Source organism: Candidatus Sulfurimonas marisnigri (genome assembly GCF_015265475.1).
GTDB lineage: Bacteria > Campylobacterota > Campylobacteria > Campylobacterales > Sulfurimonadaceae > Sulfurimonas > Sulfurimonas marisnigri.
This window is the reverse complement of the sequence record NZ_CP054493.1, coordinates 631165-656797: the sequence shown is the minus strand read 5'-3', so window position 1 is coordinate 656797 and position 25633 is coordinate 631165. Positions and strand designations below refer to the sequence as shown.

The 25633-nt window shown below is 34.2% G+C and carries 21 protein-coding genes; 11 read left to right on the top strand and 10 right to left on the bottom strand.

Annotated features, from left to right (window positions below; translation table 11 throughout):
* Nucleotides 1–4: 4 nt before the first annotated feature.
* The 5 genes from HUE87_RS03360 to pepN all read right to left on the bottom strand — a co-directional run bounded on the left by HUE87_RS03360 (nucleotide 5) and on the right by pepN (nucleotide 7927).
* Entirely contained in the window at nucleotides 5–2662 is a 2658-nt protein-coding gene (locus HUE87_RS03360; protein WP_194367330.1) for a hybrid sensor histidine kinase/response regulator, read from the bottom strand.
* Nucleotides 2663–2668: 6 nt separating this feature from the next.
* Nucleotides 2669–3475 carry a peptide deformylase gene (locus HUE87_RS03355; protein WP_194367329.1) on the bottom strand — a complete coding sequence of 269 codons (807 nt, stop codon included), beginning with the start codon at nucleotides 3473–3475 and terminating at the stop codon, nucleotides 2669–2671.
* An 82-nt stretch (nucleotides 3476–3557) separates the two neighbouring features.
* The gene (locus HUE87_RS03350; RefSeq protein WP_194367328.1) at nucleotides 3558–3722 is read right to left on the bottom strand and encodes a hypothetical protein; all 165 of its coding nucleotides are present in this window, start codon (nucleotides 3720–3722) and stop codon (nucleotides 3558–3560) included.
* A gap of 23 nt (nucleotides 3723–3745) precedes the next feature.
* Nucleotides 3746–5215, bottom strand: coding sequence for an NAD(P)/FAD-dependent oxidoreductase (locus HUE87_RS03345; RefSeq protein ID WP_194367327.1), 1470 nt, complete (start codon nucleotides 5213–5215; stop codon nucleotides 3746–3748).
* A gap of 153 nt (nucleotides 5216–5368) precedes the next feature.
* Entirely contained in the window at nucleotides 5369–7927 is a 2559-nt protein-coding gene (gene pepN / locus HUE87_RS03340) for an aminopeptidase N (protein ID WP_194367326.1), read from the bottom strand.
* Between the two features lie 120 nt (nucleotides 7928–8047).
* Between pepN and HUE87_RS03335 the strand changes: the two genes are divergently transcribed.
* The 8 genes from HUE87_RS03335 (at nucleotide 8048) to exbD (ending at nucleotide 14658) form a co-directional block, all read left to right on the top strand.
* The gene (locus HUE87_RS03335) at nucleotides 8048–9490 is read left to right on the top strand and encodes an acetyl-CoA carboxylase biotin carboxylase subunit (protein ID WP_194367325.1); all 1443 of its coding nucleotides are present in this window, start codon (nucleotides 8048–8050) and stop codon (nucleotides 9488–9490) included.
* Nucleotides 9491–9564: 74 nt separating this feature from the next.
* Nucleotides 9565–10923 (top strand): phosphomannomutase/phosphoglucomutase, encoded by a 1359-nt coding sequence (locus HUE87_RS03330; RefSeq protein ID WP_194367324.1) that lies wholly within the window; start codon nucleotides 9565–9567, stop codon nucleotides 10921–10923.
* Entirely contained in the window at nucleotides 10920–11261 is a 342-nt protein-coding gene (locus HUE87_RS03325; protein WP_194367323.1) for a DsrE family protein, read from the top strand. The genes HUE87_RS03330 and HUE87_RS03325 overlap by 4 nt, the downstream gene beginning before the upstream one ends.
* A gap of 75 nt (nucleotides 11262–11336) precedes the next feature.
* Nucleotides 11337–12344, top strand: a complete 1008-nt coding sequence (gene pyrC / locus HUE87_RS03320) for a dihydroorotase (RefSeq protein WP_194367322.1) — start codon at nucleotides 11337–11339, stop codon at nucleotides 12342–12344.
* Nucleotides 12334–12990, top strand: coding sequence for a response regulator transcription factor (locus HUE87_RS03315; protein WP_229855210.1), 657 nt, complete (start codon nucleotides 12334–12336; stop codon nucleotides 12988–12990). The genes pyrC and HUE87_RS03315 overlap by 11 nt, the downstream gene beginning before the upstream one ends.
* Nucleotides 12980–13810, top strand: coding sequence for a sensor histidine kinase (locus HUE87_RS03310; RefSeq protein WP_194367320.1), 831 nt, complete (start codon nucleotides 12980–12982; stop codon nucleotides 13808–13810). Before HUE87_RS03315 ends, HUE87_RS03310 begins: the two co-directional genes overlap by 11 nt.
* Nucleotides 13810–14259, top strand: coding sequence for a TonB-system energizer ExbB (exbB, locus tag HUE87_RS03305; protein WP_194367319.1), 450 nt, complete (start codon nucleotides 13810–13812; stop codon nucleotides 14257–14259). The genes HUE87_RS03310 and exbB overlap by 1 nt, the downstream gene beginning before the upstream one ends.
* 6 nt (nucleotides 14260–14265) lie before the next feature.
* A complete protein-coding gene (gene exbD, locus HUE87_RS03300; RefSeq protein ID WP_194367318.1) occupies nucleotides 14266–14658 on the top strand; it encodes a TonB system transport protein ExbD in 393 nt (130 codons plus the stop codon).
* Here the strand turns inward: exbD and HUE87_RS03295 are convergent, their stop codons facing one another.
* The 5 genes from HUE87_RS03295 to HUE87_RS03275 all read right to left on the bottom strand — a co-directional run bounded on the left by HUE87_RS03295 (nucleotide 14659) and on the right by HUE87_RS03275 (nucleotide 20626).
* Nucleotides 14659–17715: an efflux RND transporter permease subunit gene (locus tag HUE87_RS03295; protein WP_194367317.1), complete on the bottom strand. Its 3057-nt coding sequence runs from the start codon at nucleotides 17713–17715 to the stop codon at nucleotides 14659–14661. It lies immediately after the preceding gene.
* A 7-nt stretch (nucleotides 17716–17722) separates the two neighbouring features.
* The gene (locus HUE87_RS03290; protein WP_194367316.1) at nucleotides 17723–18475 is read right to left on the bottom strand and encodes an efflux RND transporter periplasmic adaptor subunit; all 753 of its coding nucleotides are present in this window, start codon (nucleotides 18473–18475) and stop codon (nucleotides 17723–17725) included.
* The gene (locus HUE87_RS03285; protein WP_194367315.1) at nucleotides 18472–19698 is read right to left on the bottom strand and encodes a TolC family protein; all 1227 of its coding nucleotides are present in this window, start codon (nucleotides 19696–19698) and stop codon (nucleotides 18472–18474) included. The genes HUE87_RS03290 and HUE87_RS03285 overlap by 4 nt, the downstream gene beginning before the upstream one ends.
* Nucleotides 19695–20291, bottom strand: coding sequence for a TetR/AcrR family transcriptional regulator (locus HUE87_RS03280; protein ID WP_194367314.1), 597 nt, complete (start codon nucleotides 20289–20291; stop codon nucleotides 19695–19697). The genes HUE87_RS03285 and HUE87_RS03280 overlap by 4 nt, the downstream gene beginning before the upstream one ends.
* 98 nt (nucleotides 20292–20389) lie before the next feature.
* The gene (locus HUE87_RS03275) at nucleotides 20390–20626 is read right to left on the bottom strand and encodes a hypothetical protein (protein WP_194367313.1); all 237 of its coding nucleotides are present in this window, start codon (nucleotides 20624–20626) and stop codon (nucleotides 20390–20392) included.
* A 156-nt stretch (nucleotides 20627–20782) separates the two neighbouring features.
* Here HUE87_RS03275 and HUE87_RS03270 point away from each other — a divergent pair, with 156 nt between their 5' ends.
* From HUE87_RS03270 to tpx, 3 genes are all read left to right on the top strand, one after another.
* Nucleotides 20783–23038, top strand: a complete 2256-nt coding sequence (locus HUE87_RS03270) for a dynamin family protein (protein WP_194367312.1) — start codon at nucleotides 20783–20785, stop codon at nucleotides 23036–23038.
* A complete protein-coding gene (locus HUE87_RS03265) occupies nucleotides 23035–25047 on the top strand; it encodes a dynamin family protein (protein WP_194367311.1) in 2013 nt (670 codons plus the stop codon). The genes HUE87_RS03270 and HUE87_RS03265 overlap by 4 nt, the downstream gene beginning before the upstream one ends.
* A 64-nt stretch (nucleotides 25048–25111) precedes the next feature.
* Nucleotides 25112–25621: a thiol peroxidase gene (gene tpx, locus HUE87_RS03260; protein ID WP_194367310.1), complete on the top strand. Its 510-nt coding sequence runs from the start codon at nucleotides 25112–25114 to the stop codon at nucleotides 25619–25621.
* Nucleotides 25622–25633 lie beyond the last annotated feature (12 nt).

Below are 25633 nucleotides of genomic sequence, written 5' to 3'. Positions count from 1 at the left end.
ATATCTAAGATACTTTTATTTTAGATAGTATATTTTCAACTTTTTCAAACATAGCTTTATAATTAAATTTACTATTTTCCTCTTTGGCCATTTTTTCCATTATGGCAGTAATTTCTTGCAGCGACTCCATTCTGAAATTACCGCTAGAGCCCTTTATACTATGAGAGATTAGTGAAATCTTTTTATACTCTTTATGCTCTATAGCACTTTTTAGCTCTGGTATCTGTTTTGCCATCTTTTTTATAAACAGGTTAACAAGCATACTTATCTCATCTTCATTTAACATAAGCTCTTTACTTAATATTTTAAAATCTAGACCTTCAATCACATTTTTACCGTAACCGCTGTTGATTGATTTTTCTACATCAGTATTTGCAACTTTTAGATAATTAAAAAAGATTCTCTCTAACTCTTTAATTACAATAGGTTTTCCTAAAAATGAGTCAAAACCGCTTAAAAGCCCTCTCTCTTTAGCACCTTTTATGACATTGGCTGTTAGTGCAGATATTGGCGTATGTCTGAGACCTTTTTCTATCTCATATTTTAAAATATTTTGAACTGCTTCATTGCCATCCATTATCGGCATCTGTTCATCCATTAAAATCAGATCATAGTTATTATTTTTATATAAGGACAAGGCTTCCAAGCCATTAGATGCTAAGTCATAGCTCAAACCATACTTCAGAAGTAAGATTTTAATTAGCTCTTGATTTGCTTCATTATCTTCTGCAATTAAAATATGTCCTTCGAATTTTGTACTAGCACTTTTCATATAAGGGGCATAAGAATCAGGGTATAACAATTCATCAAAAGATGTTTTTATTTTTGAGCAATACAGAGGAAAACATATGCTTGTAATATGTGAATATTTCTCATATATATCGCTAGGCTTACTAGTAAGAGCAATATATTTTTTATCTGATTTTAAAATCCTCTCTTTAAACCACTGATTAGCACTCTCTTCTAAGAATATGGCTATATCATACTCTATATCAAGAGTGTCCACAATATCAATGCTAAGATTGAAAATATTTGAGTACTTTAAAAAAGATTCTGATTTATAACTGTTCTCCATACCTTCAGAGTAAAAAACTATTTTCAGTGCTCTAATATTATCTAGATCGCTGAAAATTTGACACGCTTTATTGTGTATCTCGACAGGTAGTTCAAGCCAAAATATACTACCCTCCCCCAGAGTTGATTCAGCTTTTACGCTACCATTCATATGCTCTGCTAATTGCTGACAAATTGACAATCCTAAGCCTGTTCCATCTAAGTTTTCATGTGTTCCGTGCTGAGCTTGAGCAAATGCAGAAAATACATTCACTATATCTTCTTTTACTATTCCTATTCCATTGTCGTGGACACTCACTTGCAATATACTATCTTTACATGTAGCTTCAACTCTTATATGACCGCCAATATTTGTAAATTTTATTGCGTTACTTAAAAAGTTAGATAAAATTTGTTTTATTCTTAGTGAGTCAGCATAAAGCTCTTTTGGTATTTTTGGGTCTATAAAAGATGTGATTGTTATATCTTTTGAGTTTGCAGAAGCAACAAAAAGCTCTAAAGTGTGGCTAATCTCATCATGTATAGAGAAGATTCTAGGCTCAATTGTAAACTCACCACTTCTTAATTTCGAAAAATCCAAAATATCATTAATAATACTCAATAAATTTTCACCGCTATTTAAAATAATTTCTAAATATTTTCTATGCTGTTTAGAAACATCTTGTTCAATTAATAGATTTACAAATCCCAATATAGCATTAAGCGGGGTTCTAATTTCGTGTGACATATTTGATAAAAAATACTCTTTTGCCTGAGAAGCTTTTTGGGCTTCGAGTCTTGCATCTATAAGTGTTGTAACATCATTTGCAATTGACATGTACTCAATGGAATCATCGTATGGATCTCTTATTTTTACAATAGTCACATCTATATAAAAATAATCACCATTTTTCTTAAGATTTTTAATCGTTCCTCTAAATATTCCAGCATTCTTCAATTGAAACCATAAATCATCAAAATAGTATTGTGGCATATCTTCATGTTTAATAATACTGTGTTTTTTTCCTATCAGCTCTAAAGAACTATATCCGCTTAACTGTACATACTTGTCATTAACATAGACTATATTGCCATCAATGTCTGTTTTAGAGATAATTGCACTCTCATCAAGTGCTTTTTGATATTCACTAAGAAGTTCAACATGTCTATCAATCTCTTGCTCTTTTTGAAAAATAGTATCAGTGTAATGTTGTAAAACACCCTGAAAATTTTTATCAAAAATATATGATATTTCATCAAATATATCTTTTGAGTTAAGCTTAACATCATAAGTGAAATCTATCATGGAACGTCTAAAGTGACTGCAAATTTCAAAAAGTTCATCAGCTCTGATATCTCTATGTTTTAAGTATGCTAAAAGACTATGCATAACTGGGCAATCACCTATTTCCAGTTCACCTTCAATTACACCCATAAAGTAGTCAAAAACACCGCTCGCATAATCATTTAAAAATTTATTATTGTTAATATTGTGAAGCTGTAAAATCTTTTGTGGTGTTTCATAAGATATCCACTGTGAAAGTATATTGTCCTTTGCCATTATAAAGACATCTTGTGTTTTTATGAGATTGGGAAGTATCTTTTTCATATACTGCTACACAACAAAATACGAAATAAGCATAATAGCAGACAACTTTGTTAAAGACACCAAAGCTGTTCCGATTATATTACCTATCTGACAACTACTGCAAGATGTAAATATCTTTCCTTCATACTGAGCATAAAAGAAGTAAGTTACGATAACCCCAATGGTTGCATAAGAAATGTATTTTTGAAAATTCCATATTGAAGAGAGCGACTCTTCATTACTTACAAATAAAGAAGCTAACAATAATAAAGCTATTAAAAGTGTTAATATACTCGCTACTTTTAGTATTTTATCTCTTTTAAACACTGTAGGACAGCTTTCAGGTATAGAGATGTTAGAGCCCTGTTCTAACTTAGATTCAAAAAGTTCTTTCTCTTCTTTTGATAGCTTCATTAAAAAAGTTGAACCGAAGGTATAGTCTATTTTTCTCTGAAGTAAAATACCAAACTCTCCATCTGCTTTTAATGAGTGTTGTTTACCCTCTCTATCTTGATAAACCAAGCTAATAGCTTCATATCTTTGTACTTGGGCTGTTAATCCAGGAAAGTAAGCTGTACTCTCTGTAACAACAGTTTTACCTTCTGTTCTTAATACTCTAGGGTTAATTAACTCTAAAAAATCTCCATCTTTTTTTACAACGATAACATTAAAATAATATCCTATCTGATATGCTGCAAGTCCATCTATTTTATTCTCTGTAATAGTATCTTTTAAATCATCTATTAAAGAAAATAAATCTTCGTTGAAGAGTCTAACATCTGTACCAAAATTTACACTTGGGGGAGTAGGATATGTAACAATATCTTTTACCATTATTTGCCTTTATTATTAAAAAATAAAATGGGGGATTTTGTGGGTATATCCTAGAAAATAATTTCTAGGATATATTGTAGAACTAGTGGCTTTTACCTACCACTATAATCATTTTTATGTTAATGATTACAAATCTAATAAATTGCCAAATAACATTTGTTCTCATTGCTTTTGCAAATCTACCTGGAATCATTGTTAAATTAAACTGATCACTTTTACCAAAGTTTACTTCTTCTTGTTTTTTCATTATTAATATCCTTTTTTTATTTTCTATTCTGGGATCAATGTCCAGCCCGGCTTAAGCTTGGCTTTCCAAATAAATAAGTGATGAAGGATATGTTTAATCCAGTGACCTGCAAGACCGATCTCACCAAAAGTATAGTCTGTATCACGACCTGTACCTGGATATTTTTCAAAATCTGGAACAACAGGATAAACTGTCATTGCCGCAGCAGTTCCATCGAAAATACCTTTACCAGCAGATGCAACACAAGCAGCACCCATATCAGCCATAGAAGCTTCATGAAGATGAGCATTCTCCCCTTTAGTTATCAGGTCACAAATTGAATGTGCAACAGCTTTCCCGATAATACCTGAAGGCATACCCGTTCTAGGAGGAGTTGGATTAATTGGAGTTCCGTTTGGTGAACTCATTGGCTTAGAAATAATGTGTGGTGGTGCAAATGCTATACCACAAGCAAATAAATTTCCATAAGTTGGATTTTGATAAGTTTTAGGCCAGTCAGATGCTTTCCAGTTTTCATAAGCGCCAGCTGCATAATTTGCATCAACTTTCATAAAACCATTTGGAGCAAAAATTGTAGCTGTGATATCTGAACCGTCTTTAGCAATAGCTTTAAGACCAACACCAGCGAATGGTGGGATTAACATTGCGAAATCAAAAGACTCTTTACCAGTTGAACCATCTAGTAGTTCATAGTCAATTGAACCAGACTCAACTTTAGATACGTGAGCACCAATCATCCAGTCAACATTTCTCTCAGCAAAAAGAGACTCAGCAAATAGTTTTGAACTAACTGCGTACCCGCCAACTTTCATATGAAGTCCACCCATACCAAAATCACCTAAGAATGATTCGTTTGAGATCCATTTCATATCAGCCATATCACGAACACCAGCTTTACTTAATTCATGCTCAATGTTGAAGATATATTCAAATGCAGCACCTTGACATGTACACATACCATGACCAGTACCGATTAAGAATTTCTGACGCTCACCATTTTTCATTTTTTCAATAGATTTTTGTAATTCATCTGCTGCATGAACTGCATGGTCTGCTGTACATACTGAAACAGTATGTTCTCCCATTCCGTTAGCATCACCAAGACCTGGAGTAGCAGCAAAGTTAAGTTTTGGACCCGTAGCGTTGATTAAATAATCATACTCTATATTCTCTGTCTTACCCTCTTCGCCAGCTACAGTAGACTCAACAACAACATAAGGTTTGTCACTTGTCTCATTACCTTCTGGATGAATACCAAGTGCTTTTGCTTGATGGTAAATAATACCAGCTTTAGCATATACAGGAGCTAAATCAAAAGTCACATCCTCTTTAGTCATTTGACCAACACCAACCCAAATATTTGATGGAATCCAATTCCATTTTGAATTTGGAGTAACAACAACAACTTCATGAGCCGAGCCTAACCATTTTGCCGCGAAAGTAGCTGCAGTATGACCTGAAACCCCTCCACCAAGAACAACTAATCTTGCCATATAAAATCCTCTTTATTTAAAGTATAAATAACTCTGAAAAACATTGTACCAAAAAAATTATATAAATAATTATAACTTTAAAAATAATAATTATATAAAAAAATTATACTATATTTAAAACCCCTTGTTTATGGTCTTTAACAGAGGTAAAAATTAAATTTTTATTATCTTGCTCACTATTTCATAAACGTTTTTTGAGATTGACTGTGTAGAAACTACACGGTCAAGCTCAGTTTTCATTGCTTTTTTATTTTCAATATTCATTTTTTCATATATTTTAAACGCTCCTGCAAGTCCTGAAGCCATTTGCGGGTTTATTTTATCTATATCAATTATCTTATCTACTACAAATTTATACCCATAACCGTCTTTTGCATGAAAGTGTTTATAGTTTCTAGCAAATACTCCTATTAAAGAACGAACCAGGTTTGGCACAAGTTCATTATAAGCATTATCATTTTGAAGAGCCATAACACGATCTAGTGTTCCTTCTCTGTGCGAAGCTGCTAGAATTGAGAAGTATTTGTTCATAACTAGAGTGTCATCTTTATATTTTTTGTAGAAATCAGCCTGTGCAATCTCAGCAAAAGCTGGTGAAATGTTTTCTAAAATATCTAGAGCGACTGCTCTATCTGTCATAGTTATTGATTCATTATATTGATTGTTAGCCAACTCTATGACCTCATCGTTTTTAAGTGCAGACAGAAGTTTTAAACAACGATTTTTTATACTTCTCTCGCCAATACTTTTTGCATCTATATCTTTACATGTAGGTTTATGATATTTTTTGTATATATCTAAAAGTTTGTCTTGGAATTTTGTTGCTATATGAAGTTCCAATTTCTCTTTGGCTTCATATATAAGTTCAAAATCAACTTCAGTTTGCCTCTGCATAAGGGTGGAAACAGTTGGGAGCTCTAAAAGCAGAGCTTTATATGATAGGTCTATATCAGTATTTAAAAGAGACTCGAATGATTTAATATACTCTTCGTCTACAACTTTACCCTCCATTATAGATTCTATAGTTAAAACTCCAAAAGATTGAGTTGATTCATACTTAACAAAACTATTTTTATCAAACTTCATAAGGAATGGATAATTATTCTCTTTTTGTTCAACTATAACAGGTGCAGAAAAGTCTCTATTTATAGACAAAACAGGCTTTGATTTAAGCTTATAGACAAACTCCTCTTTATCTTTTGAAACTATCAGCGTCTCAGCCAGAATTTCCTTTCCATTATCAGATAAAAGAGCTATTTTAAGAGGATAATAGTAGGGCTTTTGTTCACTACCATCAACAGCATTTGGAACTTTTTGAGTTAATGTAAGTTTATATTCACCATTCTCATATCTTTCTTCTACATGTAGCTTAGGCGTACCTGATTGATGATACCAAGTCTCAAAAGCTTTTAAATCAACTCCGCTTGCCTTACTCATTGCCCATAAAAAGTCGTCAGTTCTTACAGCTTGACCATCGAAGCTCTCAAAATAAAGGTCTGTAGCCTTGCGGTAATTCTCTTCGCCCAAAAGAGTATGAATCATACGAATTATCTCAGCACCCTTCTCGTAAACAGTTGCTGTGTAAAAATTATTTATAGCCATATAAGAGTTTGGCTGAATTGGGTGAGCAGTCGGTGAGGCATCTTCAACAAACTGTCTTTCTCTAAGAGCTTTTACATCTTCTATACGCTGAACCTCTTTAGAGTTTAAATCAGCTGAGAAACATTGGTCTCTAAAAACAGTCAAACCCTCTTTAAGAGTAAGTTGGAACCAATCTCTACATGTAATCCTGTTTCCTGTCCAGTTATGAAAATACTCATGTGCGATAACGCTCTGAATCCCCATAAAGTTAGCATCGGTTGCAGTATCTTCATCTGCTAAGACATAAGCTGAGTTAAAAATGTTTAGTCCTTTGTTCTCCATAGCACCCATATTAAAACTATCTACGGCAACTATGTTGTAAAGAGTTAAATCATACTCACGTCCATATTTTTCCTCATCCCAAAGCATCGCCTCTTTAAGCGACTTCATGGCGTGCTTACATTTAGACTCATTCCCTTTGTCTGTATATATATTCAGTCTAACTATTTTTGCACTTGCTGTCTTAAATGTATCTTTAACAACGCCCAAATCTCCTGCTACAAGGGCAAAAAGGTATGCCGGTTTAGGATGTGGATCATCCCATGTAATCCCATGTCTTCCATCGTCCAGTTTGAAGCTTGAGGCAGTGTTTCCATTACTTAGTAAAATTGGGTATTTTTCTCTATTAGCAACAAGAGTTGTTTTAAAAACCGCCATCACATCCGGACGGTCCAAATAAGGAGTTATTCTTCTAAAGCCCTCTGGCTCATTTTGAGTACAAAAGATATCTCCTGATTTATAAAGGCCGTCTAATTCACTGTTTAGGTGTGGGTATATTTTGTTGATTATTATAAGTTTAAAATCATCAGGCACATCTAATACAGTAAGAGTCTCTTTATCAATAATATATCTGGTATCTTTTAGTTTCAAGTCATTAAGGTAGAGTTCTGTCAACTCCAAGTCTACACTGTTTAATACTATATTTTTAGAGTTTTTATCTACTTTTACTATGCTCATCATATTAGTGACTTGGGTATAATCTTCAAATAATTCAAAAACCAAATCACAGTTTTTTATGCCAAATTCCGGTGCTTTATAATCTTTTAGATATGTAGTTTGAACATTACTCATAATTTCTCTTTAATAATTTTTTATAATGATAGCATATTCAAGAAACTAAACTAAAATATAGAGATATGTTTAGAAAAAAATATTGTACAATTATAAAAACCAATAAATAATGGATTTTTCATGAAAAAAATATTAAAAGTGTTAATTGCAAACAGAGGTGAGATAGCTCTTAGAATTATTAGAGCCTGTAAAGAGCTCGAGATTAAAAGTGTTGCTATATTTTCTGAAGTAGATATTGAGGGGATTTGGGTTAGAAAAGCTGATGAGTGCTACCCAATGATGGGAGATCCTCTTGATGCTTATCTTGATTATGAGAGAATTATATCTTTGGCAATTAAAGCCGACTGCGATGCAATCCATCCAGGATATGGATTTTTATCTGAGAATGCTGATTTTGCACAAGCTTGTGAAGACAAAAGTATAATTTTTATTGGTCCAAAACCTGAACATATTGCGCTCTTTGGAGACAAGATGGCTTCTAAAGCCGCTATGAAAGCGATTGGCGTCCCTGTTTTAGAGGGGACAGAGAGTCCGGTTGTAGATAAAAAAGAGGGTGTAAAGATTGCTGAGCAGATTGGTTTTCCTGTTATCATCAAAGCTGCATTTGGCGGAGGCGGCAGAGGGATGAGAATTGTAAACAGTGCAGAAGAGTTTGATGAGATGTTTGACTCCGCTACAAATGAGTCAATAAAATATTTTGGAAAAAAAGATGTTTTCATTGAAAAATACATACAGGGTCCTAGACATATAGAAGTACAAATTATCGCCGACAAGTATGGAAATGTACTCCATTTAGGTGATAGAGATTGCTCAATTCAAAGACGCCATCAAAAGGTAGTCGAGATTGCACCTTCACCTAGATTAAATGATTCTGTACGAAGAGAGCTTTACAGAATTTCAAAAAAAGCAATATTTAAACTCGGGTATGAGAGTGTAGGAACTGTTGAATTTTTATTAGACGACAAAGATAATATCTATTTTATGGAGATGAACACAAGAGTTCAGGTCGAGCACCCTGTAACTGAAATAATATCAGGGATTGATATAATACAAAAGATGATAAAGATTGCAGATGGAGAGAAACTAAGGTTTTTACAAGAAGAGATAAACTTCAGAGGATATGCAATAGAGTTTAGAATAAATGCTGAAAATCCACAACTCAATTTTATGCCCTCAGCCGGAAAAATCACAAACTACATAACCCCGGGTGGACCAGGTGTGAGGATTGATTCCAGTGCATACACTGGGTATACAATTCCATCAAATTACGATTCTATGGTTGGTAAGCTTATTGTATGGTCTCTTGACTGGGAAGGTGCTGTTAGAAAAGCAAAAAGGGCTTTAGATGAATTTCATGTAGAGGGTATCCCTACAAATATACCTCTTCACAGAGAGATAGTAAGGGATGCAGATTTTATTGCTGGTAATTTAACTACCAGTTACCTTGAAAATAAGCTGGAACTTTTTCACATGAATGCTGCCGACTCACTAGCTCAAGAGAATGAAAAAATTGCATCCATAACCTCTCTTATAGAGAAGATAAAAGGTATCAAGACAAGATAAGATGTTGTTAATAGCAATTTATCATAAATGATTTATAGTAAAATAACGAAATAATTATACTAAGGCAATAAAACATGAGCATTTATAGAGAATATGACATCAGAGGTATCTACGAAAAAGAGTTAAATGAGCAGAGTGTTACCCGCATTGGTTACGCGTTGGCTTCAAAAATCGATGGCGATTATGTAGCTGTCGGCTATGATGCCAGAAGCCACTCCCCTATCCTATTTGAGTATCTTGTTGCCGGTCTTAATGCGGGTGGTAAAAAAGTATTAGGGATGGGTCTTGTTCCTACTCCTGTAAACTATTTTACAAACTATCAAGAATGGAACGGTATTACACCATCAGCTTCTGTTATGATTACAGGTTCTCATAATCCAAGTGAATACAACGGTTTTAAAATCACTGTAGACAAAGCACCCTTTTTTGGTGAAGACATTTATGCTCTTGGACGTGAGTGTGATGCAATGGAGTTCCCACATGTAGTTTCACGCGATGTAACTGAGATAGATGCAGTGACTAGATACGTTGACTTTTTGGTAAACGAATTTGCTCACCTAAAAGGTATGGATACAAAAATTGTTTATGACTGCGGAAATGGTGTTGCAGGAGTTGTTACTGAAGATATTTTCTCTAGGTTAGAGCTTAAAACCAAAGGTTTATATATTGAGCCTGATGGGACTTTTCCAAATCACCACCCTGACCCCTCTGATGAACATAACCTACAAGATGTTAAAAAACTACTTGCTGAGGAAGGTGATATAGCTTTTGCTTATGATGGCGATGCTGACAGAATCGCAGTCTTAACCCATAAGAACAATATAAAGGGCGATATGATGGCTCTTTTATATTCGATGAAGATGGAGAAGCCAACAGTAATTGGCGAAGTAAAATGTTCACAAGTTATGTATGATGAACTAGAGCGTCGCGGTGCTACAGCCATTATGTACAAAACTGGGCACTCAAACCTAAAAGTAAAGATGCGAGAGACAAATGCGGACTTGGCATGTGAAGTTAGCGGACATATCTTTTTCAAAAACCGCTACTTTGGTTATGATGACGCAATTTACGCAACTCTCAGAATGCTAGAGCTAATTCACGATGGTATAGACTTGGACGTGGAACTTGCAAAACTCCCACAGGTTTTCTCAACCGAGGAGATAAAAGTAGAGACAACTGAAAAAGAGAAGTTTAAAATTATAGATAGAGTAAAAGAGTTACTGAAAAACCCAGCAGAAGATTTTCCAAAAATCAAAAATATTATTGATATAGACGGTGTTCGCATAAACTTTAAAAACGGATGGGGATTGGTTCGAGCTAGCAACACTACACCTGTTTTAGTAACACGTTTTGAATCAACTTCTAAAGAAGAAGCGAAACTTTATGAAAAAGCTATAAATAATTTAATTCTAAAAGCGAAAGAATCTTTATGATTGACAAACTACTAATTGTCTGGTCGAGTGGCGAAAAAGAAGTAGCAAAAAAACTTGTCTTACTTTATGGTTCTGTTATGCTTCCTCGCGGTTATTGGGATGAGGCTACCATTATGATTTGGGGACCATCTGCTAAACTTTTAGCAGAAGATAAAGAGCTTCAAGAGCAGCTCAGCCTAGTTAAACAAAGCGGAGTAAAGTTCAATGCCTGTGTTGCGTGTACAGATGACTATGGAGTGTCTGAGCAATTAAAAGAGCTTGGTATAGAACTTATTCATACTGGTGAAATGCTAACTCATGCACTAAAAAGTGATAACACAAAGGTTATTACTTTTTAACTATCTTAAAATAGCTTTTAATCTTATTTTGATATAATGAAGTCATAAAAAACTAACACTTTTTAAGGACCAATCATGAAAACCCATACTATTTTAATGCCACTTGATATGCATCTCCATCTTCGTGATGGGGTAATGCTTGAAAATGTTGCTCCACTTACCGCATACAGTTTCAGCGGTGGTATCATTATGCCAAATCTAGTTCCGCCTGTAAACACTCTAGAAGATGTAAAGGCTTATAGAGCACGTATTATGGCCGCAGTTCCAAACGACTTTTTTGAGCCATATATGACTCTCTTTTACAGAAACTATGACAAAGCGTTTCTTCAAAGTGTTGCTGATGAAATCACTGCTATAAAACTCTACCCTGCTGGAATTACTACCAACTCTGAAGGCGGTGTATCGTCTTTTGACATTGAAGAGATGCGTGAGACCCTAGAGGCTATGAGTGATTTAGAGATTCCTCTTTGTGTTCACGGTGAGACTGATGGTTTTGTTATGGACAGAGAAGCTGAGTTTATGAGTATTTATGAGCTTTTAGCTAAAAACTTTCCAAAATTAAAAATTATTATGGAGCATATAACAACAAAAGATGCTGTTGAGATGCTAGACAAATATGAAAACCTTTATGCAACAATAACAGTTCATCACCTCCTATTAACTCTTGATGATGTTATTGGCGGGATGATGATGCCACATCTTTTTTGCAAACCAATAGCAAAAAGACCCGAAGATTTGGACGCACTTTTGAGTGTTGCGCTTAGTGCTCACCCTAAAGTTATGTTTGGCTCAGACTCAGCACCTCATCCTCAACATAAAAAAGAGTCGTGCGGATGTGCAGCTGGCGTTTTTACAGCACCAATCGCACTTCAGCTTCTATGTGAAATTTTTGAGCAGTATGACAAACTAGATAACCTTCAAGATTTTGTAAGTGATAATGCACAAAGAATATATGGAATCTGTCCTGAATTTAAAGAGATTACTTTAGAAAAACGCCCATTTGTTGTTCCTGAACACTATTCTTCTGTTGTACCAATGTATGCGGGAGAAGCTATTAACTGGGCAATTGCGAGTGTCGACTAAAGTTTTACTATTAGAGGATGATCTCCTTTTTGGAGAGACTCTAACAGACCTGCTAGAAGATAGTGGCATGCAAGTCACTTACGCTCCAAATGGGCAAAGTGCTCTGGAGTATACATTTTCACATAAATTTGACCTATATCTGCTCGACATCAATGTTCCGCTCATTGATGGGATAACTCTACTAAAAGAGCTAAGAGAGGTAAATGACAATACTCCAACCATCTTTTTAACATCACATAAAGACAAAGAAGTTCTTAAAAAAAGTTTTTTAAGTGGTGCAGATGACTTTATAACTAAGCCTTTTGACACAGATGAGCTGTTTTTTCGAATTAATGCACTTTTAAAAAGAGTAAAACCTTATAAAAAAGAGTGCATAGATTTACTATGCCATGATGAAATTCACAAATGTATCTTGTATGACAAGAGCGAATTAGACCTCTCAAAAAAAGAGTATGAACTTCTTGTATTACTTATGCAGCATGTAAATAAGAATGTGCCGAAAGAGTTGATTTTAGATGAACTTTGGAGTAGCTCTGAAGGCGGAAGTGAGGGTGCTGTAAGAGTTTACATAACCCGTTTAAAGCAGTTAATCCCACAAATAACAATAGAAAACATTCGCGGTATTGGATACAAACTTGTTTCGTAATCTTAAAATACATATTTTTATATACTACTTCGTTACAACAGCTACTTTTTTGGGAATTTTGTACTACTTTTTAAATATTCTACATGTAGAAAACAATCTCTTAATTGTTATTGTACTGCTAACTCTTCTCACCTTTAGCGGTTTTATTATCGCAAAACTCTCTGTTGAGCCACTGTTTCAACATGTAACTAATCTTCAAAATCTTTCAAAAGAGACTCTTCATGAACTAAATCTTCCAATCAGCACAATCAAAACAAACCTTCACATGTTGAAAAAAAGTTTGAGTGACGAGAAGGATTTAAAAAGAGCAATAAGAATCGAGAGTGCCTGTGATATGTTGCAGCAGAGGTATAACGAACTAGATTATATGATAAAACTACAGAGTTCAAATGTTGCTAAAGAGAATTTTAGCCTTGATGAGTTACTCAGACAAAGGGTAGAGTTTTTAAAGTCTATATATCCACATGTAGAGTTTAAACTAAATCTTCAACCAACACAAATACATAGTGATAAAGTAGGCTTATCTAAAGTAATAGACAATCTTATAGACAATGGTGTGAAATATTCACAGAATATTCATAAAATTGATGTAGAATTACAAGATTATTCTTTACATGTAAAAGACTACGGTTGCGGTATGGATGAAGTTGAACTTGTTCAAATATTTGACAACTACTACCAAAGCAATGAGAATATGCAAGGTTTTGGGATAGGGCTGAGCATGGTGAAAAGATTTTGTGATTCAAATGAAGTTTTATTAAATTTAAAATCAGAGCCTGACAACGGTACAACAATTATATTAAAATTCAAGGAAGATTAGTGAATAACAATTTTTTAGCTTATGCAGAGAGTGCTATAGATTATGGAGTTATGGGTGTTTTGCTACTTATGAGTATAGTTACTTTTTGGTTATTTATAGAGAGAATGATGTTTTACTCAAGTGTTAGAACAGATGATTATAACCATAGAGACACACTAGAGATGGAGTTAACTGACAACATTGGTGTAATCAGTGCCATTGGTTCAAATGCTCCATACGTTGGTCTTCTTGGAACAGTTTTGGGGATTATGTTTACATTTTACACTATGGGTGATGCAGGAGCTGTTGATGCAAAAAAAATCATGGTAGGTCTAGCTCTTGCACTTAAAGCAACTGCGATGGGTCTTATAGTTGCTATGCCTGCGATAGTTGCATATACAATTGTTCTGCGTAAAGTTGAGAAGATATTAACTGTTTTTGATGTAGCTCAAGACAAAAAAATAAAGTAAACTTACATGCCAAAATATAAAAAACAAAGAAAAAGATTTGACGAGATAAATGTTATACCATTTATTGACATTATGCTCGTTCTTTTGGTTATGGTTTTAACTACCGCTACTTTTATTAAACAGGGTGTTATTCCTATTGACCTGCCAAGTGCGAAGGCAAGTACAAAAGAGGAACTCAAAAAAGAGATTACCATCTATGTGAATGCTAAAGGTGAGCTTTTTATTGATAAAGAAAAAGTAAATTTAGAGGCACTTGAGAAGAAACTATCTGAAATTTCTAAAGAGCAAACAGTAGTTCTTAGAAGTGACAAAGAGTCAAAATTTCAAGACTTTGTTAGCGTTATGGATATTTTAAAACGACTAAAACACGAACAACTTTATATAGTTACTAAAGAGTAACTATATCTTTTTAACCTCATAAAACTTTCTCAACCACCTGTCAAGAGGACTAATCAACCTGTAAATTACCGGTACGACTAAAAGAGTTAAGACCATAGAACTAATCAGTCCACCAATAATAGATATTGCCATTGGTGCTTTTGTCTCACTCCCTAATCCATCCCCCATTGCCAATGGCAACATTGCAAAAACCATAGCGATAGTAGTCATTAAAATTGGTCTTAGTCTCTTTTCTCCAGCTTCTATTAGCGCTTCATCAGCACTTTTTCCTCTACTTATTGCACCGTTGGCAAAATCTACAAGAAGTACTGCATTTTTACCGACCATTCCCATAAGTAGCATAAACCCTATCATTACAAAAAGACTAAACTGTAGTCCAGAGATGTAAAGAGCTAGCATCACACCGATAATACTCAGAGGAAGTGCAACCATAATAATAATTGGCTGGATAAGTGACTCATACAAAATTGCAAGAATTATAAACATTAAAATAACAGACATTCCAATTGCCGTGCCAAATGCTTTACCTGTTTTTTCCATCTCTTCTGCAAATCCTGTAAACCTATATGTCACTCCCTCAGGTAAAAGTTTATCAATACTTGCTCTTGTATATGCAACTGCTCCACCAAGGTCAAGTCCAAAAAGGTCAGAATAGACTGTAACTTGTCTCTGTCTGTCATAATGGTTTATAGACGCTAATGCTTTACTTTGTGAAAATGTTACCAATCCGTCAAGATAAACCATTTCTCCATTTTCAGCTCTTAGTTGAATCTTTTTAATATCATCTATGCTTACTCTTTGCTCATCGTCGAACCTTAGAGTGATGTTATACTGCTTGCCGTTTTCTTCAAAGTACGAAATCTCCAAGTCGCTTGAAAAAGCTGTGGAGACTGCCTGAGCTATGCTAGTAGCTGAAATACCGAGCCTATTTGCACTATGTCTTAATATATTTATATCTATTTGAGGTTTAGGATCGTCCAGATTTGTATCAATATCTACAAACCCCTCTTTTCTAGCCATATGTTGTGTTAAGTTTTTCTTTGCAATTTCCAAGGCTTCAAAAGAGTCAGATTTTAAAACTATTTGGTAAGGTACACTAGCCCCTGCTCCCTTTATATTTGGTATAGCTGCTGCAGTTATAAACATATCTTTTTGCAAAGTGTTGTTCTGCTGAGATAGTTTAAACAGTTTTCTAAAGTTTTGTGTAACCTCTTCTTGGTTTAACTCTCTTTTGTCTTTCTCTACAAGCTTTACATAAATTATTGCTTTATGTTTCTCTTGGGCGGTTGTATATCCTATGCTTAGAGTAGTGTAGACAACATTAGAATCATTTTGTACCAACTTCTCTACTTCTTTGGATTGTCTAATCATCTCCTCAAGTGAGATGCCGGAATCTGCTTTTATTTTTATTTCAAATTCAGACTTATCCTCTTTTGGTATAAAATCCATACCAATCTTAGGAAAAAGACTCAGAGATGCAAAAAATATAGCAAAAACAACAATTAAAGTTATTACTTTAAATCTCAAAACTATTTTTAAAATCTTTTCATACGCTTTTTCTAAAAGTACAAATATCGGTTCAGTCAGGTTATAAAATTTATTTTCACCTTTATGTAAAACTCTGGCACTTAAGCTTGGGATAAAACTTAGAGCAATGGTATAGGAGATGATAATTGCAAAACCGACAGTCATGGCAAAACTCTCAAAAAACTTTCCAACTATACCGCTCATCATAGATACAGGGATAAAAACAGCCAAAAGCATCGCAGAGATTGCCAAGATAGTAAACGCCATCTCTTTTGTCCCCTCTATTGCTGCTTGAAGTTTGCTCATTCCTGCTTCCATCTTTTTATAGATGTTCTCTATAACTACAATAGCATCATCAATAATAATCCCTATGGCTAAGGTAAGTCCGATAAGTGTCATCTTGTTCAAATCAAAACCCATATAATCCATAAGAGCAAAAGTACCCATAATAGATGCTGGAATTGACAAAGCAGAAACTAAAGTAATAGTCATATTTCTCAAAAATACAAAAACGATAATCGATGCCAAAATTGCACCATAAATCAAATCAAACTCAACATCTTTTAGAGAGTGGATAATAAACGGAGATGTGTCATTAAGGACTTTTACATCATATTTACTGCCTGCTAAAGCCTCCAATTGAGGGATGCTGGCTTTTACGCCGTTGACTATATCGATAGTATTTGTTCCTGAAATCTTTTGAACTTCTAGCATAACACCCTCAACTCCATTAAATGAAGCGTAGCTTTTTGCATCGCTTAAAGTGTCTTCTACTCTTGCTATATCTTTTAGTTTTATATCATCTTTGATTTTAATATTTTCAAGATCTTGCACACTTAGAGCATCAGCTTTTGTTTTAAGAATAAACTCTTGTGTCTTGGTAATTAGCTTGCCGCCGCCAATTTTTACATTCTCTGCGGTTATAATCGAATTTAACTCTGCAATTGTAATATTGAATTTATTTAATAATTTCGGGTTAGGATATATTTTTATCTCTCTATCTTTATAACCTATAATATTTACTGCTCCAACTCCATTTATCTTTTGCAGTTTTGGTTTTACTTTTTCATCTGCAAACAACATAAGGTTTTGAATTGTTTCATCTTTGGCTGTAAGAAAAATATTTATAATTGACGCTCCACCAATATCTAGCTTACTTACCAGTGGTGTTTTAGCATCTTTTGGAAGTTCTACTGCTGAGACTTTATCTCTAACATCATTTGTTGCTTCATTTATATCACGTTCAAGAAAAAACTTAACAATTACAATACTTACACCTTCACTGCTAGTAGAAGTTATGCTGTCAACTCCCCCTATTCGTGAAACTGCTTCTTCGATTTTATCTGTAACCTGAGACTCTATTGTGCCGGCCTCAGCTCCAGGATAAACTGTTTTGATAGTTACAAGCGGAAAATCAACATTTGGAAAAAGTGCTGAGGGCATGGACTTATAACTCATCAATCCAAATATAACCAATGAAATAACATACATCAGCGTTGTTATTGGTCTGTTTATTGCATATTTATACATAAAAAAACTACTTTGTATCAGGTATAACTATATACCCCTCGCCAAATAGACCAACTATGAAACCACTCGCCTGAACTTCTGCTTTCATCTTTCTGTTATCGCTGTTTGCATGTGGATATATTTTAGATATTCTCCCTTTGTAGCTCTTCGCATCACCGTTAACTGTGTACTTTACACTATCTCCAGCTTTAACTAATTTCCAGTACTTTTGATCAAACTCTAAAATTAGTTTTCTTTTATCTTTACTTTGAATTTTCAAAATAGTTCTAAGCATCATTCCACTTACCACATCACCAACTTCTACACTTTTTTCAAAGATTACTCCATCAAACGGAGCGTAAAGTATTGTTTTATCTAAAAGAGATTTCTGATAAGCCAAGTTTGCCTTCGCTTGTTTAGCTACTACTTTTGCTTTCTCATACACAAGAGCATACTGGTCAAACTTTGCTTCATCGATAAGGTCTTTTATAAGAAGTTGTCTATCGTAATCTTTTTTAGCAAACGCTAAAGAGACCTCTGCATTATCCAACGAAGCTTCGGCAATCTGCAAAGCCGCTTTTAGGTCGTCATTTTGAAGTTCTACCAATCTGTCGCCCTTTTTTACAACAGACGAGATATCTACATGTACCTTTTCTATAATACCACCCGAAAATAGTGCCAAATTTGCACTCTTATCTGCTTCGATGTTAAACGTTGCATATATCTCTGAAGCACCTAAACTTATTATTAGACTAAGCATTCCTATTATTATTTTTTTCATTGTAAAAACTCCTCTATATTTTTTCCGGCGTAGTGGTAGTAGATAGCATATGCTATTTCCAAGTCATTAAGTGATGTCTCATAAAGTGCTTTTGCATTTGTTTGAGTGTTCAAAGCATCAAGATAAACTATATTGTCGACAATTCCAGCATCATACTTCTTGCTAATTAGTTCAAAAGCACTATTTGCCGAAACCAAAGCACTTTTAGCACTTGTAATTTTTACTTTGCTTGTTTTTATACGAGAGAGCGCCACTTCATATTGAAGCTTTTGCTCCTGTTTTTTATACTCTATTTCACTCCCTAAAGCTTGTGCATTTATAGCAACCGCCTCTTTTTCTTTTTCTATGGAAGCGTTATCAAACACTCTTAAATTTAGTGTCAATAAAAGTTTATTTTGATTATCTGCACCTTCTGGATGTAAGGCGTCTGTTTTGTCATAACCATATAAACTATAAGTATCTTCAACTCTAACTTGAGGATAATAAGAACTGCTTATAGCCTCAGCAGTTCTTAGAATTGAGTTTTGTGTAGCTGTTAAAGACTTTATGCCGTCTGATAATTCATACTCACTTTGAACAAACTCTTTAAACTTTGAGTTCTCTAATGTACCTATCTCTTTTGTGACCTTTAACTCCAGTGACTTTTTAACGCTGAGAATCTGAAGTTTAATTGACTCTATCTCATAGATATTTGTATCATACGCCGATTGGAGCCTCTCTACATCGTCTTTAGTCGCAACTTTTGCACCGTAAAACCTTTGCATACGCTCTAGCTGTGCCATTAAAGATTTTTTTGCATCATCTCTTGAAAGCAAAGAAGCCTCTAAACTCTTTAGTGTATAAAAGTCTTGCACAATCTGCAGAGTTATACTGTTTTTCATAGCTTCTACATCGAAGTTACTAGCTTTATGTTCACTTATTTTTTGTTCCAACATAGACGACTTTCTTCCACCGTCATATATATCAAAACCAACTTTTGCATACCCGCTATAAACTACTCCGGGGCTAAAAGGAGACCTCTCATTTAAACTTTGTAATGAACTTCCTACATCGATAGTTGGGTAAAATGAGCTCTCACGAGCATCCACCTCTTTAGCTTTTGCGTCTTTTGTCAATTTTTTTGATACAACTAAATTATTGTTTTGGTTTGCATACTCAAGGAGTGATTTCAAGTCCTCTGCATATATAAATACGGGGACAAGTAAAAGAAGTAATTTAATCATTTTTTCACCTCTATTAAGTCAAATAGTGAATCTATAAAATCATCTATCTCTTGTTTAAGATTATCAATTGAGTTGGTAGCTTGACTGGAGATAAACATCCCCTCTGCAAAAACAAACAACCCTCTGGCGAGTTTTTTTGACTCTTCAATAATTTCGTTGTTATCTATGGCATCTTGAATAATTTTTTCAAACCATGAAAAATAGGCATTATGACACTCTGTTTGAAATTCAATCATCTCTTTATCTGGGGAACTTAAAGCGATTGATATAAACTCTTTGTAAAGAGCTCTAAGTTCTATATCTTCATCACAATAAAAAAAGCTGGAAAATAGTTTGATTTTATCTTTTGTTACAGCTATCTCTGAAAGTCTACTCTCTAAGATTTTATTTCTCTCTTGTATAGAAATATTTAAAATCTCAAAAACAATATCTTCTTTGTTTTTAAAATATTCATAAATAGTACCTTTGCCAACACCTGCTGTTTTTGCCAAACTAGAGATTGTTAAACTTTTTATACCATTTTCAAAGACTATTTCTTTACATGAGAGGGCTATATCTTTTCTCTTTTGTACCTTGTCGACTATAATTGCCATATTTACCTCTTTAATAAATGACTGACCATCGGTCATTTAAAGGAATTGTATATATTTACAGCTTTCAACTAGATAAATATAGTATTTTGTCGGAGTTGTTAGTAGGCTTTGTCCAGAAGTTTAAATTTAGTTTGTTCACTTTTTTCTTCTACAACATCTTTTCTATTATCTACATGTAAAGTTTCGCCAACCTCGCTGTTGAATACTTTTTTATCCATTGTTTTAACATCATTAAAAAGTGTAGACGCTATAAAAAAAAGTATCATGATAACTACGACACTTGCGTAAAGAAGTATATAATTTTTAATATGACCAGTCTCAAAAGGATTTTGCATTTAAACTCTCTGTATTTTTTTAAAAAGATTATATATAAAAGATACTAATAAAATTCCAATTCTGGAGTATACTTGATATAATCCCATAATTAATCTTTAATCACAAAAAGGATTCTCATCAGCTTAGTTAGTAACTATTTTTTACTTTATCATGCAATGCACTCCTCTATTGAAAACAGCACTACTATAGATGAAAAAATTGATGATGAAACTTTTTTTGAGATATCGGCACTAATCTTAACACTCAATCGTAAGAGTTTTGAAAATATATCAAGTTTAAAAAGTTTTCACCAGCTTTGCTTAGAATTTACTCCGCAAATAATTGAGAATTTAGATGCACTTTACCATCTTCAATACACTATTATTAAACATTTTTTAGAGCATAGAACAAAGGGCAATATTAAACATCTACATAATGCTTTTGCCTACCTACAAGAAGAGTCTCTTGTAGACAAGCTCTCTTTAGAAAAACTAATCTCACTTTTTGACCCATCTGTATTTAACGAAAATGACGAAATAGAAGTAAGCACAAAAAGAATAGATAAAGATTTTAAAGCAGAGAAGCAGGCACTTTTAGTAGATATATTTGAGTTAAAAAAAGTTGTTAACTCTAGTAGTGAATTAGAAAAAATCGCAGATTACCTTAACGGGCAGGTTTTCTCCATTGGAATAACCGGTGTTATGAACGCCGGTAAATCTACGATGCTTAATGCTCTTATGGGAAAAGAGGTTTTGGGTACAAGTGTTGTTCCTGAAACTGCAAATCTAACCATTGTAAAGTACAGCAGAACGCCATTAGCAAAAGTCATATATTGGAACAAATCTCAGTGGCAGCATATAAAAAACAGTGCCAAAAGCATTGCTTCGATTGCCAAATTTGTTGAGCAAACTCAAAACCACTTTAAAGATGATTTAGATAGCTATATATTGGATTCATCGCGTGAGGATGAGATAGAAATTGACAAACTAAGTGACTACACCTCTGCCGGTGCAAGTGATAAAAAATGCAACCTTGTAAAACATGTAGAGCTGTATACTCCTCTGGATTATTTACGTGATTCAATTGAGATAGTAGATACTCCTGGTCTTGATGATATTGTTGTACAGCGTGAAGAGATAACTAAAGAGTACATATCCAAATGTGATGTACTTTTGCATTTGATGAATGTGAGTCAAAGTGCTACTCAAAAGGATATAGAGTTTATTATTGATGCTGTCTTATTTCAAAACATAACAAAAGTTCTTATTGTTATAACTCGCATAGATATGGTAAGCAGTAAAGATGTTCAAGAGGTTATAGCATATACGAGAGAGAGTATTGAGCGTAAGCTACATGAGCAAAACAGCGGTTCAAAACTTGACTTCGTTCTTAAAACACTTCACTTTATAGCACTCTCAGGGAAAATGGCGCTGCTGCACAAAACGGGACGTGCCAAAGAGGCGGAAGATGCTGGATTTACACTAAAACAGAGTGGAATAGTGGAAGTTGAAGAGTATCTCCAAGAGACCCTATTTGGAAAAACGAATGCCCGCAGTTCGCTTATTATCCGTTCAGCTAAAAGCCGTTTGCAAAGAGTCATACATGCACAGATTGAAGAGTTAAGGTTTGAGAATTCACTTCTTTTTAAAACAGAAGATGAAATCAACTCAGAGCTAGCACTCTTAAAAGTTGAAAAAAGCAAACAAGAGGAGGCTTCTAAGCGTCTAAAAGATCAAATAGCAGGTTATGAAGCAGAGGCCTCAAACTACCTTCAAACACTTCAAAACAATCTGCAAAATGATTTAAGAGAGCTGCAAAATATTATAAAGCAGCGTCTTATGGATGAGACTCTCTACTGCCTCGAAAAAGAGAAAAAAGCACCTTTGATATCTTCTATAAGCAGAATTATACAAACTGCACTAAAACATGGGTTGGTTGATATTATTCGTGAATACCGTTACAAATTTATTAAAAAAACATCTAAAATTTTTGAGGTTATAACTCTGCAATATGATGAAATTGAAGAAATTAACCAAACTCCCTTTGACGACGCTTTTAAAAAAGGCTTTTTAACAGCCAACAGCGAAACACTTATACGAAGAGTCTCAAAAGTCCTAGTGAGTGCTTCACTCTCTAAACTAACCAACATAGATGATGAAATAGCCACTATTATAAAAGATGAGTTTATATATCTGCAAGAGCAGGTAAAACAAAAAGCTCTAAATCTAAGTCAAACACTACTCGAAGAGTTTTTTAGCAGTTTAAGAGAGCCGCTCGACACTTTAAATAACAGGGTTACGAAAAACGAAGAACTTCTGCAAAATCATATTGCATTCATAAATGAAGACGAGAGCACTCGAAATGACAAATCTAAACAACTACATGAACGGATAAAAAACATAGAACTCATTGCAAAAAGGTCTGCACTATGAAACACTTAGAGGCCATTGTAAAAGAGTATAAAGAGCAGTTTCTTCAAGAGGAGCTGTTTGATGAGAGTATAAGCGGTGAGATAAAGCGTATTCAAAAAGCACTTTTAAATGAGAAGTTTTTACCATCTATTCAGCTAAAAAATCTTTTTAACAAGCTTTTACGCCGTAGCAAGTATCCGATGGAAGTAGCTATTGCAGGGCAATTTTCTTCTGGAAAATCAACATTTTTAAACGCCCTGCTCTCCAAGGACATCCTCCCAACAGGAATTACCCCTGTTACATCCAAGGTAAACTTCATCAATTACGGTGAGGAGTATAAACTAAAAGTTAGCTATAACAATGGAGCAAACGAGTACCACGCCCTAGAGACGATAGCTCAGTTTACAGACCAAAGAAAAGCCGTTGAAGATATAAAATATCTAACCCTTTATGTCCCTATGGATATATTAAAAGATATAACTTTTGTAGACACTCCAGGTCTAAACTCTCAGTCGCTTAGTGATACCCAAGTCACAAAAAAGATTTTGCGCGATGTAGATGGGATAATCTGGCTGACACTCCTTGACAATGCAGGAAAAGAGAGCGAAGCGGAGGTGCTTCAGGAGTATTTAGAAAACTTCAAAGACAAATCTCTTTGTGTCTTAAACCAAAAAGACAAATTCACTCCCGAGCAAGTTGAGACAACTCTCTCGTATATAAAAGAGAATTTCAGCACTTTCTTCTCAGAAGTAATACCAATCTCGGCTAAACAGGCTCTTGACTCAAGGGTCAATCAAAAAGCGGTGTTAATTGACACAGCTCTTTACTCTTTACAAAAAGCATTTAAAGAGTCAAGCAGCATTAACCGAGATGAAAAAGACATTACATTTTTTCATGATGATTTTGCAAAGTTCTCAAAAGAGATTGAGAGTATAAAAAAACAAGATAATTCAAATAACAAGAGGCTAATGGAGAGTTCAAATATCTCAGAGGTTCTTAATTTTATAGAAAACACAATCAGACCTCAGGCAAAAGCCTCAAAAGCTTATGCAATCAAAAAAGATTTAAGCTCTATCTGCGATATATTAATAAAAGAGTATGAGACTATTCTTAGCGTCTATGAAAGCTTAGTGGAGATACTTGTAAAAAAAGAGAGTGAGATTTTAGAAGCGTTTGATTCAGTTTATGCGAAACACTCCAAGAGTTTAATCCTAACTTCCGGACAGATAGAGTCTATTTTGCAGAGTGTTGCAGACACTATCTATCAAAACATTACAACAAAGAATGCAAGCTATTACACACAAAAGAAGAGTCTGCTTCGCCAAAATGTTATCAAAACTCATACATATGAGACGCTACATGTAGATAGTGAAGCAATTATGCAAAAGCTATTTTACGAGAATCAGTCTCTGGACAAGCAAGTCAAAGCTACAATGGCTCACTTGAAAAATATACAACTCCAAAGCAGTGAAGATTTCAGAGATGTTTTTCGCATCTTGAAACATGCAGTACAGTCGTGGCAAGAGCCTTATGAGCTGATTAAAAAAAACAGAGAGATAGCATCTGACTTAGAGTTTGCAAACACACGTCAATTTGTTGCCAAAGTGTATGAAAATATTATACTCTCTTACCACAGAGCAATTTTAGGAAACATAAGAGCGCTGCATAAAAAATTCGCCTTTTTTAACGGTGCACTTAGCTACTCTTACCATCAAGTAACCGAAGATAGTATCTTCGCTGTAAAAGAGATGATTGATAAACAGGTAGAAATATTTGAGAAAAATCCAACTAAACACACACTAAATATTCCAAGTTCTGATGATATTTTGGAAGTTGTCAAAAAGAATTTTGGCTTTGAAAAAATAGAACTCTTTTTGACATCTAGACGAAACTATCTTTTTAAGACAGTTAAAACATCAAAAACACAGTTCTCACAAATAAACAGTGAACAGATAAATTATGTTATTTCAAAGAAAAGAGTTTTTATGGACAAGATAGAAGATATAAAAGAGATTCAGAATAGTTTTTAATATCAAATAAGATAAATTATATTTACTTTATGATAATATTAATAAAAATAATTAAGGAAATTTTATGGCAAAAATAAAACACTTAGGTGCTACTGTCAACCTAACTGGAACAACTATCAACGTAGGTGATAAAGCGCCATCTGTTATTGCAATTGGCACTGATTTAAACGATGTTGAAATTGGTGGAGCAAAAGATAAAATACAGCTAATAATTACTGTTCCCTCATTAGACACTGATACATGTGCTACTGAGACAAGAAGGTTTAATGAGGATCTTAATAATTTAGATATATGTGAAACAACTGTAGTCTCTATGGATTTACCATTTGCATCTGAGCGCTTTTGCAGTACGGAAGGTATTGCAAATCTAACAGTAGTATCTGACTACATAAATAGAGATGTAAGTAGAGCTTATGGCGTACTGATGGAAGATGGGAAGATAAAAGGTCTTAGTGCAAGAGCTATTTTTGTTATTGACAGAAGCGGCAGTGTTGTTTATAAAGAGATTGTTGAAGAAGTAACTGATGAGCCAAACTACGAAGCTGCACTTGACGCGATTAAAGAAGCTAGATAACCTATCTTTTGA

What these genes read in the sequence shown, in the direction of transcription:
- exbD (WP_194367318.1), top strand. Translation starts at nt 14,266, where the DNA reads ATGCCAAAATATAAAAAACAAAGAAAAAGATTTGACGAGATAAATGTT.
- HUE87_RS03275 (WP_194367313.1), bottom strand. Translation starts at nt 20,626, where the DNA reads ATGCAAAATCCTTTTGAGACTGGTCATATTAAAAATTATATACTTCTT.
- HUE87_RS03360 (WP_194367330.1), bottom strand. Translation starts at nt 2,662, where the DNA reads ATGAAAAAGATACTTCCCAATCTCATAAAAACACAAGATGTCTTTATA.
- pyrC (WP_194367322.1), top strand. Translation starts at nt 11,337, where the DNA reads ATGAAAACCCATACTATTTTAATGCCACTTGATATGCATCTCCATCTT.
- HUE87_RS03345 (WP_194367327.1), bottom strand. Translation starts at nt 5,215, where the DNA reads ATGGCAAGATTAGTTGTTCTTGGTGGAGGGGTTTCAGGTCATACTGCA.
- HUE87_RS03295 (WP_194367317.1), bottom strand. Translation starts at nt 17,715, where the DNA reads ATGTATAAATATGCAATAAACAGACCAATAACAACGCTGATGTATGTT.
- HUE87_RS03335 (WP_194367325.1), top strand. Translation starts at nt 8,048, where the DNA reads ATGAAAAAAATATTAAAAGTGTTAATTGCAAACAGAGGTGAGATAGCT.
- HUE87_RS03325 (WP_194367323.1), top strand. Translation starts at nt 10,920, where the DNA reads ATGATTGACAAACTACTAATTGTCTGGTCGAGTGGCGAAAAAGAAGTA.
- HUE87_RS03355 (WP_194367329.1), bottom strand. Translation starts at nt 3,475, where the DNA reads ATGGTAAAAGATATTGTTACATATCCTACTCCCCCAAGTGTAAATTTT.
- HUE87_RS03290 (WP_194367316.1), bottom strand. Translation starts at nt 18,475, where the DNA reads ATGAAAAAAATAATAATAGGAATGCTTAGTCTAATAATAAGTTTAGGT.
- HUE87_RS03265 (WP_194367311.1), top strand. Translation starts at nt 23,035, where the DNA reads ATGAAACACTTAGAGGCCATTGTAAAAGAGTATAAAGAGCAGTTTCTT.
- HUE87_RS03270 (WP_194367312.1), top strand. Translation starts at nt 20,783, where the DNA reads ATGCACTCCTCTATTGAAAACAGCACTACTATAGATGAAAAAATTGAT.
- HUE87_RS03280 (WP_194367314.1), bottom strand. Translation starts at nt 20,291, where the DNA reads ATGGCAATTATAGTCGACAAGGTACAAAAGAGAAAAGATATAGCCCTC.
- HUE87_RS03350 (WP_194367328.1), bottom strand. Translation starts at nt 3,722, where the DNA reads ATGAAAAAACAAGAAGAAGTAAACTTTGGTAAAAGTGATCAGTTTAAT.
- HUE87_RS03330 (WP_194367324.1), top strand. Translation starts at nt 9,565, where the DNA reads ATGAGCATTTATAGAGAATATGACATCAGAGGTATCTACGAAAAAGAG.
- tpx (WP_194367310.1), top strand. Translation starts at nt 25,112, where the DNA reads ATGGCAAAAATAAAACACTTAGGTGCTACTGTCAACCTAACTGGAACA.
- HUE87_RS03285 (WP_194367315.1), bottom strand. Translation starts at nt 19,698, where the DNA reads ATGATTAAATTACTTCTTTTACTTGTCCCCGTATTTATATATGCAGAG.
- pepN (WP_194367326.1), bottom strand. Translation starts at nt 7,927, where the DNA reads ATGAGTAATGTTCAAACTACATATCTAAAAGATTATAAAGCACCGGAA.